The sequence below is a fragment of the Winogradskyella sp. genome (genome assembly GCF_965228925.1).
Taxonomy (GTDB): domain Bacteria; phylum Bacteroidota; class Bacteroidia; order Flavobacteriales; family Flavobacteriaceae; genus Winogradskyella.
Map to the genome: position 1 here is coordinate 2,939,388 of NZ_OZ245845.1, position 13,535 is coordinate 2,952,922.

Below are 13,535 nucleotides of genomic sequence, written 5' to 3' on the forward strand. Positions count from 1 at the left end.
ACAGCCTTGCGTCTAAAATCCCCATAATTTGGTGGTACTACTAATCAAAATTTATAAAAATGAGAGCAACAATTACTCCGTTAGTAATAGGCTTATTACTATGCGTTTCATTCAGTGCGACCGCACAGCTCAATACCCCACGTGGTAGCCAAATGGCTTCCGTTATGCAACGTGTTGGGACGACAGACATTACCATTACCTATTCCAGACCAAGTGTTAACGGTCGTGAAATTTGGGGCAAACTGGTCCCTTATGGTTTAACCAATCTAGGCTTCGGAACTTCTAAAGCAGCGCCTTGGCGTGCTGGGGCCAATGAGAATACCACCATTACCTTTACCCATGATGCTAAGGTTGAAGGCAAGGCTATCGCGGCAGGGACTTATGGCCTACACATCAATGTGAAAGATGCTGATAATGCAACTATAATTTTATCCACAGACAAAGATGCCTGGGGCAGTTATTTCTATGAGCCTGCCAATGACGTCTTAACGGCGGATGTAAAATTAAAGACTATTGATCACGTCGAGCTATTGACCTTCGATTTTGATGAGGTTAATAAGACCTCAACTACAGCGTCCTTAAAATGGGAAAAGAAGGCTATTCCTTTTAAAATAGAAGTGGATGTCACCTCTATTGTGATGGACGATATTAGAGGACAATTTAAAGGCCAAAAGGGCTTTACCCGTCAAAATTGGGAGCAGGCCGCAAATTTCGCCCTCAATAATGGTGGTGACCTTGATGAAGCCTTAGAATGGATCAACGCGGCATTGGAAGGTAACTTTTTTAGTGAAAAGACGGTTAACGGTCTTGCGACCAAAGCCCAGATCCTTCAGAAAAAGGGCGATACAGAAGGTTTTGGTAAGGCTATGGACGAAGCGTCGACCTTGGCCAATCCCAATCAATTAAATCGTATGGGCAACTATATGTTGACTGTCAAGGATTACGATAGGGCATTAAAATACTATAACATGAACCTGGAGAGTGATCCTAAAAACGCAACTTGGCATAATAGTATCGCAGGGGCTTATAAAGCAAAAGGCGATAATAAAAAAGCCATTAAGCATTACAAAAAAGCATTAGCTTCTAATCCTTCGGATAAAGACAAGTCGACGTCTGAAAAGAATCTCGAAGAGCTAGGAGCTTTATAAGAATTTCATCAGCAAAACACGTTTGGTTATGTTTTGGAAGGTCTGGTTGTTGTTGGTGCCAGGCCTTTTTTTATTTGTTGGCTTTTTTGATAAGTTTTAGAGCCCAATCGTAATGGCTAGAAGTGGCTGAAATTAGGTAGGCACCCAATGATGTGGATCCCGTCCATTTGTAACGTTTCTTTTCGAAAAGCTCGTCATTGCTATGGCTCTTTATTAAATGGATAACCTTGCTATAGCTTTCCTTTAATAGAGTTTTCGCCTTTTCTAAAGGGATATCCGTATATTGTTTTTGAATCCAAGTGTTAAGCTCTGGTGTTGTTTTCCAAGTGTAGCCTTTCGCGGGCATATCTGGCTTTTCACCGCGCATACCAACGTCATACCAGTTGAGCATCATGCCATGCCAATGATGTAGGTGCATCAATACATCTCTTATGTTGCGGTTGAGTGTACCTTTGGGAAAGGTCTTCTCTTGTGCTTTCGGACTTAAGGCTTCTATGAAATCAAATAGTTTTGAAAAATTGACGGCGCTAAGCTCTAATAACTCTGGTTTTGATTTTGGTCGTGGCATATTACAAAGTTGGTGTTTATTACAAAGCTATAATCAAAATAAAAAAAAGCCTATGACAAAAATCATGAGTGCAATAACTAAGGGTTGCAAAAGTCGCAATACATGGGATCTTCTGTTTTTTTACTGTTTGGATAGAAGACCTCTTTACTATAATTGCAATTTGTACAACTGTAAATGAGACTAAGCGTGGATTGCGTCGGTGAGCCACAAAGGTCGCAAGGCAAGCCTTTTTTTAAATCGGTGACCCCAAAGCCCGGTGTTTTACAATTAGGGCAAAGCGATTGAATTTTGTCCACTAATTTTTTTGCGGCAAGCTCTATAACGCGCATTCGACTTGGGTTGAGCATGGCACGCATATCGGTTTCGGCATAGACCGTGCTGTAGTTTTGATACATAAACTCATAAGTCCGTTGCAATTCCGGTAAGCTGCTAATCCCTTTTAGCATACCCTCGGTATCGGATTTGGACTTTTTAAGGATTAAAGCATGGGAGGGAAACTTGACGAGTTGTGCAAATTCCAATAACTCTTTTTCATTATGGATGATTTTACCATTAAAATTAGTATCCATACTGAGCTCTCGCACCACAATTTCAAGATTGTTTTTTTGGTCTATAAAGATTAAAAGTTCATCATCGGCGCTAGCAAAATACATGGTGGGATGCGGTCCAAATGAACCCTCACTAGCTACGCCCAGATCACAATGATTGCGTTCCATAACCTTAAGGCATTTTAAACGTGCGGTTTCTAATGGGGTATTAATGCGTTCTACTTCACCAGAAAAGGTACCTAAAGTGTCCGTATCGAAACTTGGATCAGTGAAACATTGTACGCCAAGCTGCGTCTCGAGCAGTGGAGCAATAACCGATTCCTTTTGGTGCTTAGTGGCGATGATGAGCTTTCTGTTTTGAAACAATTCCATATCAACTGATATAATTCCAAATATTGCGATACTTGCCCATTTGACGATAGGTGTTTAAAATGACCTTATGTTCTGGTAAACCAAGGCTTGGATCTAATTTTAAAATAGACTTCGCATAATAACGTGCGCGCTCTAGAATGTCCTTGTCTTTTACAATGTCAGCAATACGTAGGTTAAGGACTCCACTTTGTTGTGTACCCATAACATCTCCTGGGCCACGAAGTTTTAGGTCCACTTCGGCAATTTCAAAACCATCACTAGAGCGTACCATGGTTTCTAATCGGGTTTTGCTATCATTACTCAGTTTATGACTGGTCATTAAAATGCAATAACTTTGTTCGGCACCGCGCCCCACACGCCCGCGTAATTGGTGCAGTTGGGATAAACCGAAACGTTCCGCACTTTCTATGACCATTACCGAAGCATTAGGAACATTAACCCCAACTTCAATCACTGTTGTGGCAACCATAATATGGGTTTTGCCTTCAGCAAAGCGTTGCATCTCATAATCTTTATCCGCAGCTTTCATTTTACCATGAACAATAGAAATCTGATAATCCGGGGCAGGAAACTCGCGAGCAATACTTTCGTAACCATCCATAAGATCCTTGTAATCCATTTTTTCACTTTCCTGAATTAAAGGATACACCACATAAATTTGTCGCCCTTTGGCAATTTCATCTTTCATAAATCGAAATACCTTAAGCCGATTATTGTCATAACGATGCACCGTTTTTATCGGTTTTCTCCCAGCTGGTAATTCGTCAATTACCGAGATATCCAAATCACCATAAACTGACATGGCCAAGGTTCTCGGAATGGGTGTTGCGGTCATGACGAGAATATGTGGAGGGATAGCCCCACCAACCTCCCCAGAGGGGAGACTTTTTAATTGCTTTTCGATAGCGTTTAAAACTGAATCTATATCGCCAATCACTTGTTCATTAGAAAAGCGAATAACCTTAAAGCCAAGTTCGGTTAATATTAAAGTTCTTATTTCATCTACGTCTTGCTGTTCCTTTGTATTATGGTAGCCACCATCTACTTCAATGACTAAGTTCTTTTCTAAATTGACAAAATCAACAATGAACTCATCAATGATATGTTGCCTTCTGAATTTATATCCCATCTTTTTGGCTCGAAGAGATTCCCATAAAATACGCTCAGCTTCAGTACTGTGTTTTTTATTTTCTTGCTGTAGCTCCTTCATCAATTTATAAGTTGAAGGACGCGCCGTCATATATTTTTTCAGTACTACTTTTACGTTCCCCCTTAGGGGGAATTGAAGGGGGCCTTTCTGCCATAATTTCGACCTTTGCGCCACTCCAAACCGATGCTGTTCGTCGATGATAGCGAGCCCTAAGTTTTTAAATTTTACCTTATCTTCGAGTAGGGCATGGGTACCGATTAAGATCTGTAATGTTCCATTTTCAAGATTTTCGTGAATTTCTTTTCGTTCTGAAGTTTTACTTGAACCAGTCAATAATGAAATACTGATATTCAATTTATTACATAATTCAAGTAATCCATTGTAGTGTTGAACTGACAAAATTTCAGTTGGCGCCATTAAACAGCATTGAAAACCATTGTCAAGCCCCATGAGTATTGACATAAAGGCGACTATAGTCTTTCCGGATCCAACATCGCCTTGCAAAAGACGGTTCATCTGCGCATTGCTGCCCAAATCGGCCCTGATTTCTTTTAGAACACGCTTTTGGGCATTGGTCAAATCGAAGGGTAAATGCGCCTTGTAGAAGGTATTGAAATAATCTCCAACTTTGTCAAAAGTAAAGCCTTTAATTTTGGATTTGTGGATTAAATTTTTGAGAATTAATTGCAACTGAATGTAGAACAATTCTTCGAATTTTAGACGAAATTGTGCTCTTGAAAGCAAGCTTTGGTTCTTCGGAAAATGGATGTTAAACAGTGCGTCTGATTTCGAAATTAATTTCAGTTCCCCTCTTATCGATTCAGATAGGGTTTCCACAAATTGCCCTTTGGTTTCTAGGAATAATTGTTGCATGATCTTGGTGATGACGCGATTGGTAATCCCCTTGTTCGATAATTTTTCAGTCGATGGATAAATGGCTTGCATGGCAGAGCGCAAATTACGGTCGTGCTCAGATTGTAATTCCATTTCCGGATGTGGCATGTTGAATTTGCCGTTGTACCAATTAGTCTTACCAAAAATCACATAAGGTTGATTGATTTTAAGGTTGTCCCTGATCCATTTCTGACCTCTAAACCACACGAGTTCCATCATACCGGTATCATCCCTAAAATCGGCTACAAGGCGCTTTCCACGCTTTTGCGCCACCTCTCTGAGGCCTGTAATAAAACCTATAATTTGAACTTCGGCAGTATTGCGCTGTAGCGCGTTGATTTTATAATATCTAGTGCGATCGATATAACGATTAGGAAATAGATTGATGAGGTCTTGATACGTGTTAATGTTCAATTCTGAACGCAACAAATCCGCTCGGTTGGGCCCAACGCCTTTGAGATAATCTATAGGAGTCTGTAAGTTGACACTCATAAAGCGAATTTAAGTCATTTAACCTGAATTATAAATAAGAGATTTTTCAATGTATAATGTTACTTCGAGTGTCACGCCTAAGGCGTGATGTATCGAGAAGTGCTTGTTAACTAGAAATTTTATGGTTTTTGACATTAATTTTGTTTATTTCAATTGCAAAATTCACTCAAACTGACGAAAATTTCTTTTTTAGTGCAAACCGTTTTTTTATCATTCAGAGTCCGACCCCGATAGTTATCGGGACTATCGGGACGAAGCATCTTGATTCTTTTTAGATTCCTGCCTGCGCAGGAATGACAGAAAAATGGAATTCCCATTTCATCTACATTTCATGCATGTCGGGTTTATTGGGGGGATACACTACTCAATTTTGAGTAAATTTTATGAGAAAGCATGCCCCAATGTATATTTTTTAATGTATTATTTTAAAAAAATGTAACTTTCTGATTAACTGACACAATCGACTCTGACTATGCTTAAAAAGCTACTGGCTTTTTTGTCTAATACATTTATCATTTCGGGAATTTTATCCGTCATAATAATCGTTTTGTTGCCAGACTATTTTAATAAGTTTAAAATGGAACTTGTTAAAACAGACCGGTTGCATCCTGAAAGTTCTTTGTTCTATGAAGACTTAAATAATGACTTCATTGATGAGAAAATTGTGACCCAGTTGAATAATCTAGGGAATGCTAGTTTTATAATTTACGAGGCTGGGACCAATATCATAGACCAGTTCAATTTTAAAGCGCCTTTCATTACAAACAAGAAAAATATTTGGTTTCAGGATATCAATGGAAATGGTTTTAAAGAAATTTGTTTGCTAACACAATCTAGGGATTCTGTATTTTTAAACATACTTGAGCCCTTCGCAAATAAAGGTATAGACAGAACGTCAATATTTGTAGACAAGGTAAGGGGATATGAAGGGCGCTATCATCTCAATAGTGGAGAACGAAATACATTCAATTATTTTGAAAGACCATCAAAACAACTAGTATTTGCACTAAATACTGGTTTTTCTGGTTATCCAAGAAATGTTTATAAATATGATTATGATACAAATCGTATAATGAAATCCCCCCATTTAACCAACCCAAGTTCAATATCCAGTATTGTTAATATTGATGATGATATAGATTCCGAATTATTGATACAATCAACCGCAGCGCAAAATAACTTGGATTCCAGTTTTGCAAAACGATCGGATTACAGCGCTTGGTTATCAGTATTAGATGATGATCTCAATTTTTTATTTCCGCCTTTGGAATTTAAAACCAAAGGGTCAGTAGATATGCATACCTTAGAAATTGGAGGTGAACATAAAATTGTGGCTGTATTTAAATCAAGGGCACATAAGCTGATACCCAGTCAATTACTTCTATTGAACCTTAAGGGAGACATAGAGCATCAACTCGAATTACCGCCAGGCATTTACCATACATTTCACAAAACCAAACATGATGAATTTTATATCAACGAACATACTAGGGGTGACATTTTGCGATTAGATAAGCAGTTTAACCTTATGGAAACTTACAAAATTGACCCTTATAGTAACCTGTATTTCTATGATCTTAATGCAGATCACATAAAGGAATGGATTGCAATTAAGGATAATACAGAGATTGCTGTGTATTCTGAAGGGTTTACGCACCGTGTTGCACTTAAATTTGAAGATAACATTTATAAAACTCTTTCTACCAAGGTCAACGCTATAGGTGATGGGAAATCGCAGGTTGCCGTAAAAAAGGGGGCGTATGCGCGACTATATGCGTATAAAACCAACCCCCTCTATGTGCTTCAGTATTTGATTTATGTAATGATATTTCTATGTCTTACTGTTTTGGTATGGACCATTCAAAAGGGGCAGCGCATAAAAATAGAGCGCCAGCAGACTATTGAAAAGGAAATAGCAGAGCTACAACTAAAGACCATTAAAAATCAGGTCGATCCGCATTTCGTGTTTAACGCTATTAATACGATTAGTGAAATGACCCTTATGGATAACAGACTTGAGGCCGATGCGCTTATCTGCCGTTTTTCTGGTTTTATGAGAGATACGCTAAAACATTCCGATAAAATATCGACAACTTTAAAAGAAGAACTACACTATGTGGAGAATTTTATAAAGTTACAGCAGTTGCGATTTTCGAATGCCTTTACTTATAGTATTGAGGTTGCTGGGCCTATTGATCAAAGCTTTTTAGTGCCTAAGCATGTGTTGTTTACCTGTGTCGAAAATGCCATAAAACATGGTTTGTCTGCAGCGCAAAATGGACAATTGACAATAAGGTTACAGGAAACAAAATCCAACCTTATTCTTAAGGTAGACAATAGCGGAAAATGCTTAGGCAAACATACGCAGGCCCAAGGAACTGGAAGTGGCTTAAACATTATGGAGCGTATTTTTAATTTATATACGCAGCGCTATGGGAGAATCATCAAACACGATATTACTAAAAATAACAAGGTAGAAGGCCAATCGGGAAGATGTGTAAGTATTTATATCGCTAAAACCAATACCCTATGAGTAAAGTAAAAATTAAGACCATTGTTGTTGACAATGAGGCAAGAGCATTAAACCGTATGAAACTTTTGCTGAGTCATTTTGAGGAACTAGAATTATTAGAATGTATTGACGATGCTAATAAGGCCGTAGATAAAGTTTTAAGGCTTCAGCCTGATTTGGTGTTTATGGATATAGAAATGCCAGGAAAGAGCGGTTTGGAATTGGCAGAAGACATTAATAAAAACTATTTAGATACTAAGATTGTCTTTGTGTCTGCCTATGATCATTATGCCATTAAAGCCATAAAAAATAGCGCCTTTGATTATTTACTAAAGCCCGTAAGTATCGACGAACTAAAAACCACTATAGAGCGCTATAAAGCAAAATTGCAGACCAATTTGACTAAGCGTGAGTTTGAAATCATAAGACTCATAGGTAAGGGGCTCAATAGCAAGGCCATTGGAGAAGCGCTTTTTATCAGCCGCCATACTGTGGATACCTATAGGCGTACTATTCTCGAAAAAACGGGCTGCATCAATTCTGCAGAACTCATAAGTTATGCGACAAAGAATAACCTGATTTAGTCGCAATTGCGAGTCCCGAAACATTGGGACGCGGCAATCCCACATAAAAGTCATAAGATTCCTTCGGTCACTCCGTTCCCTCGGAATAATACAAAGAACCTTCATTTTTAGATTTTTTGTCCATTCATCCGCTTTTTTAGGGTTTAAACGAAACCCTCAATGTTGAGGGATTCATTACTGTTTTTTGATGAAATTATTTTTTTTTCATATAAATAATTTAGACGTATTAATATAAAAATCAATTAATTATGTCAAATTTTATTAGAGCAGCAAGGTATAGAGAGCGCGCTGCAAAAAAAAGATTAGAAGCTCAAAAATTAAGACGAAGAGGGAACGAAGTTAAAGCTGCGCGAAGGGAAGCAGAGGCAGCAAAAGATGATTTGTATGCCGCAAAATTGGAGAGAAGATGAAGATGTTAAGTATAACAGTAAAAAGAAGCTTTTGTTTCTCAATTCTGTTTTGTGCAATTTTTATAATTAATGGAAATAGTCAAAATTGGAGAGATAAGGTAAAACAAAGAGCCCAGAAAACGAGAAAAAAATTAAACAACCGTATAAACAGAGCCAAAAGTAATATGACTATCAATTACAAAAAGGCAAAAAACAATGCAGAAAAATCTATAAAAAGGACTCGAGAAAGAGCGAAAAAAATTCAAAAAAAAGTAAAAAGAACATATGCTAGAAGTAAAAGTTTGCATCAGAAATATTCTCCCCAGATAAAGAAACATGGCAAAAAAGCTTACGATAATATTGTCAGTACTTCTAAAAAATATGGAGAAAAAGCGGCAGAAAATATAAGTAGGGCTTATGAAAATCATGGTCCCATTATTGCCGAAAAAATAAAATCAAGCTATGATAAACATGGGCCTAAAATAGGACAAACGATAAATGATGCCTATTATAATTGGGGGCCAGAAGTTTCGGATAAAATAAGGTTAGTTTATGACAAATACGGGCCTAAAATAGGCAATAAGATTTCTACTGTATATAATAAATACGGTACTGAAATTACAGATTCTTTCTTAGAAATTTACACAAAGTACTCGGTAGATATTGCAAATTCTTTAGTCAGTTCGTATGAAAGACATGGGCCAATTGTTGGTAGGGACTTGTCAAACTTTTTCGAAAAGTACGGTTCGATTGTAGGTTTACAATTAAGGGCTGTCTATGATGACTTTGGGCAAGAGGTTGCTGAAGATGTTCTTAGTGTTTATAATAAATATGGGCCTGAAATTGGAGAAAAAATAAGGAGTTCTTTGTATGATTATGGCAAGATAGTTGGAAATGAAATAATTGAAATTTATAGAAAGCATGGACCTGTTGTCGGAGCTAGGATTCACGATATCAAGGATAAAACTATTCGGTATTTGTCGAGTTCGGAGTTTTGGGGAGATTCAATTGGTGTGAGTCTTGCCTTAACCGATCAAATAACAGAAAACATAGGGTTCGAAAAAATTAGTGAGAGACCAAAAGTTCTATTAAACAACTTACAATCAGTGTCTAGTTTTAAGGTTAAATTGCCTAAAAATATTGATAAAATCGGTTTGGACTACAAAGCATTTTATAAATTTTCATTACTTCAGGATAAAGATTTAAAAAAAATATCTAAAAGAGTGTCCCGGAATAAGAACTTAAGGGATTTAGTTTATAAAGAATTATTAAATATTCGTGAGGATATTAAAGAAGGTCGTCCAATTAATGGTTCCATCAATGGATTAAAGCCATATTTAAAAAGCAATGGTTTTAATTAAATTTTGATAATTTATTTTACAATCTAAATATTTCTTGGCATCATTCTGGTTATATTTAAACCATGAATCGATGCCTTTATTATATTTTGACTTTCTTTAGTCTCTTCTCCTTTGCCCAGCAGACAGATTATGTTGATTTCTTGGAAATCCATCCGTTGATAATTGTAAAAATGGATGAGGGTAAAGTTTCGGGTAATCTTATGGTCAAGCTTAAAATTCTAAAAGACGTAGACTCAATTTATTTAGATGCCAAAAATATCAAAGTGACCTCGAAAGTTTATGATGACGATCCTACTAGTTTTGAGCCGATACTTATAAATTTCAATGTTGAAAATGATAAAATTTGGTTTATAAGCGATTTTGAAAAAGGCAAGACCTATAATTTACTGTTTGATTATGAGGCTAGTCCTCAAAAAGCGCTATACTTCCTAAAACGAAAAAGCGATTGGAATGTTTGGACTCAGGGCCAGGGGAAGTACACAAGTAATTGGTTGCCGAGTATTGACGATGTTAACGATAAAATTCAATTCAATTTGGATGTGATTGTTGATAATGGATATACTGTTGTTTCCAACGGGGAATTGCAAAATGTAAACTACGGGCCAAATTCATCTATGTGGCAATTTGATATGCAAAAGCCTATGTCCAGCTACCTAGTTGCCTTGGTCGTAGGTAAGTACGGTAAGCAAACAGAAATCTCTAAAAGCGGTATTCCCTTAGATTATTATTATTACCCTGAAGATTCACTTAAGGTCGAGCCTACCTATCGTTATAGTAAACAGATGTTCGATTTTTTAGAAGATGAGATTGGGTTTGCCTATCCTTGGCAAAACTACAAACAAGTACCTGTACACGATTTTTTGTACGCTGGTATGGAAAATACGAGTTGTACCATTTTTTCAGATGCATTTGTGGTGGATTCCATCGGGTTTAATGATAAGAACTATGTCAATGTCAATGCCCATGAATTGGCGCACCAATGGTTCGGGAATTTGGTCACTGCAAAATCTGGAGAACATCACTGGTTGCAGGAAGGCTTTGCCACTTACTACGCCTTATTGGCTGAGCGCAATATATTTGGCGATAATCATTTCTATTTTGAGCTCTATGAATCCGCAGTGGATTTGGGTCGGCAGGATATTGCAGGCAAAGGGACCTCACTTTTAAACCCCAAATCGAGTAGCCTTACCTTTTATCAACGCGGCGCCTGGGTGCTTCATGCCTTAAGAACATTGGTTGGCGAAAAGGTGTTTAAAAGCGCTGTAAAGAATTACTTGGAAAAGTATCAGTTTGGCAATGTGGAGACCTCTGATTTTGTAAAGGAGGTTGAGCGCTTATATGGTAAGTCATTGACAAGGTTTGTAAACGTGTGGATCAAACAAAAAGAGTTTCCTGTAGATGCTGCATTTGGTTTGCTTAAGAACCAATCGACCTTTATCAATGAATATTTGATGGTCGATTGCCAGGCCAAATCTTCCAAGTGCTCCGAGTACTTAAAATACTACGTGTCTGACGAGGCTAAAGTAAAGGTCATTTCCCAAGTGCCAGAATTGGTCACAACGGATACCTTTAAACACGGTCTAAAAGTGCGACAGGCCATTTCTCAGTACGTTACCAAAATTCCTGAGAAACTAAAAGCCGATTACGAATCTTTGCTTGACGACAAGTCCTATATCACTGTAGAAAATGCGCTTTATAACCTTTGGTCCAGTTTTCCTGAAGAACGCGCTAAATACTTATCTAAAACCAGGAATATCATTGGTTTTAGCGATAAGAACGTGCGTCTGTTGTGGATTGTTTTGAATTTGAGTACGCCTTTTTACCAAGCGGATAATAAGCAAGGGCTTTATGAGGAATTGGTGGGTTATACCAATGAGAGGTACCATGCCGATTTAAGAATGAAGGCCTTTCAATATTTAGATCTCATGAGGTCTTGCGACACGAGGTGCAAGTCCAATCTCGAAAACGCTAAGTCGCACCATAACTGGAGATTGGTTAAGTTTGCGAAAGAATTGTCCGAAAAATTACAAAATAAACAGTAATGCGAGCATTGGTGATATCTGGCGGTGGAAGTAAAGGCTCATTTGCAGGTGGAGTAGCGCAATATTTAATGGAGCGCGAAAGGCGTGAATACGATATGTTTTTAGGAACATCCACTGGAAGTCTTTTGGTGCCGCATCTGGCCGTTAACAATATTCCGAAGCTGTACGATATTTTTACCAATGTACAGCAGCAAGATATTTTTAGTGTAAGTCCTTTTGTGCAACGCAAAAAAGGAGATAGGGAGTATGTCTCGATCGATTTTGTGAATTCATTATGGCAGTTCATTAAAATGAAGCGCACCTTTGGGGAGAGTAAGGCCCTAAAACGTAATATTCGTAAGAATTTTACAAGAGAAGAATATCAAAAAATTAAAGCTACCAAGCACGATGCGGTGGTAACGGTTTCTAATTTGTCCATGAATCGCGTCGAGTACAAGTCTATCAAGGACTGTACTTATGAAGAGTTTTGTAACTGGATTTGGATTTCGTGTAATTATATCCCGTTTATGTCATTAGCCAAGGTGGATGGCTATGAGTATGCCGATGGTGGTTTGGGTTGTGTCATTCCTATACGAGAAGCCATTTTAAGAGGTGCGACCGAAGTGGATGCCATAGTGTTAGAAGCCGAAAATATGGGGAAGCAACGTGTACTGGGCAAAAATCCCTTTTCCTTGATGATGAATTTATTCGGGCATCTTTTGGATCAGGTAGAGCGCAACGATATTGTTATCGGCCAATTGGCTGCTAAAACCAATAATGTAAAATTGAATTTGTACTACACTCCTGTGAGCCTGACCGAGAACTCCTTAATCTTCAGCAAGCGCTTAATGGAAAAATGGTGGCAACAAGGGTATGATTATGCTGAGGAGAAACACGCCTCCTGATTACCATAGTTCTCCAACCTCTTGTTTGATGAATGATAAAGCTGCATTGCTCGGGGCCGGCTTATCCATCAGTTCGGTCAGTACCACTTCACGCAACTTGTTAGCAGTATCCGTTTTTTCATTCATACTGGCTTTACGGATTAATTGAATTGTGGCATTTTTTGCGGCCATGATAATACTCCAACATTGATCACTTACATAGATTTGCTGTGATAAATTATGTTCAAATTCTTGTTCAATAGTTGCTACAAGTAAAGTTTCATAATCATCTTTATTTGAAGATGTTGGATGTATTCTAGGAATTAATTTCGAGGGTTTTATACGTTCGAGGAAAAGCGACATGCGTTCATAAGCCTGAAGGCGAATGGGGAAGGCTTCTTTTTGCAAGTCTTTTGTAATTAAAAAATTACGTCTGTTGTTTTCGTTATCCACGTGTTCCCTGAAAAATAAAAAGGCAATAGCTCCGGTGATTAACGCAGGAACAGAGTACATTAATAGATCGATGAGTTGTTGTTCCATAAATATTTTTTTGCGAATATATCATTTAATTGTTCAATAGATAATGACTTTTTTTGTTAAAAAAAATCAAGC

At 37.7% G+C, this 13,535-nt stretch carries 11 protein-coding genes; 7 read left to right on the plus strand and 4 right to left on the minus strand.

The window, feature by feature from the left end:
* The first annotated feature begins 59 nt into the window (after positions 1 to 59).
* Complete coding sequence (locus ACO052_RS12185; RefSeq protein WP_422104044.1) at positions 60 to 1,148, plus strand: DUF2911 domain-containing protein; 1,089 nt, start codon at positions 60 to 62, stop codon at positions 1,146 to 1,148.
* A gap of 70 nt (positions 1,149 to 1,218) precedes the next feature.
* On the opposite strand, the gene ACO052_RS12190 is transcribed toward ACO052_RS12185, so the two are convergent.
* The 3 genes from ACO052_RS12190 to ACO052_RS12200 form a co-directional block, all read right to left on the minus strand.
* On the minus strand, positions 1,219 to 1,716 hold the full coding sequence (locus tag ACO052_RS12190) for a ClbS/DfsB family four-helix bundle protein (protein ID WP_422104045.1): 498 nt from the start codon (positions 1,714 to 1,716) through the stop codon (positions 1,219 to 1,221).
* A gap of 77 nt (positions 1,717 to 1,793) precedes the next feature.
* Positions 1,794 to 2,630, minus strand: coding sequence for a DUF6671 family protein (locus tag ACO052_RS12195; RefSeq protein WP_422108064.1), 837 nt, complete (start codon positions 2,628 to 2,630; stop codon positions 1,794 to 1,796).
* Between the two features lie 7 nt (positions 2,631 to 2,637).
* Positions 2,638 to 5,172, minus strand: coding sequence for a DUF559 domain-containing protein (locus tag ACO052_RS12200; protein ID WP_422104046.1), 2,535 nt, complete (start codon positions 5,170 to 5,172; stop codon positions 2,638 to 2,640).
* A gap of 577 nt (positions 5,173 to 5,749) precedes the next feature.
* Between ACO052_RS12200 and ACO052_RS12205 the strand changes: the two genes are divergently transcribed.
* The 6 genes from ACO052_RS12205 (at position 5,750) to ACO052_RS12230 (ending at position 12,944) form a co-directional block, all read left to right on the plus strand.
* A complete protein-coding gene (locus ACO052_RS12205; RefSeq protein ID WP_422104047.1) occupies positions 5,750 to 7,705 on the plus strand; it encodes a sensor histidine kinase in 1,956 nt (651 codons plus the stop codon).
* Positions 7,702 to 8,268 carry a response regulator gene (locus tag ACO052_RS12210; RefSeq protein ID WP_422104048.1) on the plus strand — a complete coding sequence of 189 codons (567 nt, stop codon included), beginning with the start codon at positions 7,702 to 7,704 and terminating at the stop codon, positions 8,266 to 8,268. Before ACO052_RS12205 ends, ACO052_RS12210 begins: the two co-directional genes overlap by 4 nt.
* Positions 8,269 to 8,516: 248 nt before the next feature.
* Positions 8,517 to 8,678: a hypothetical protein gene (locus tag ACO052_RS12215; protein ID WP_422104049.1), complete on the plus strand. Its 162-nt coding sequence runs from the start codon at positions 8,517 to 8,519 to the stop codon at positions 8,676 to 8,678.
* Positions 8,675 to 10,018, plus strand: a complete 1,344-nt coding sequence (locus ACO052_RS12220; RefSeq protein WP_422104050.1) for a hypothetical protein — start codon at positions 8,675 to 8,677, stop codon at positions 10,016 to 10,018. The genes ACO052_RS12215 and ACO052_RS12220 overlap by 4 nt, the downstream gene beginning before the upstream one ends.
* A 62-nt stretch (positions 10,019 to 10,080) precedes the next feature.
* A complete protein-coding gene (locus tag ACO052_RS12225; protein WP_422104051.1) occupies positions 10,081 to 12,060 on the plus strand; it encodes a M1 family metallopeptidase in 1,980 nt (659 codons plus the stop codon).
* Complete coding sequence (locus ACO052_RS12230; RefSeq protein WP_422104052.1) at positions 12,060 to 12,944, plus strand: patatin-like phospholipase family protein; 885 nt, start codon at positions 12,060 to 12,062, stop codon at positions 12,942 to 12,944. Before ACO052_RS12225 ends, ACO052_RS12230 begins: the two co-directional genes overlap by 1 nt.
* Here ACO052_RS12230 and ACO052_RS12235 read toward each other — a convergent pair whose 3' ends face one another.
* Positions 12,945 to 13,463: a hypothetical protein gene (locus ACO052_RS12235; protein ID WP_422104053.1), complete on the minus strand. Its 519-nt coding sequence runs from the start codon at positions 13,461 to 13,463 to the stop codon at positions 12,945 to 12,947. It abuts the gene before it with no gap.
* Positions 13,464 to 13,535 lie beyond the last annotated feature (72 nt).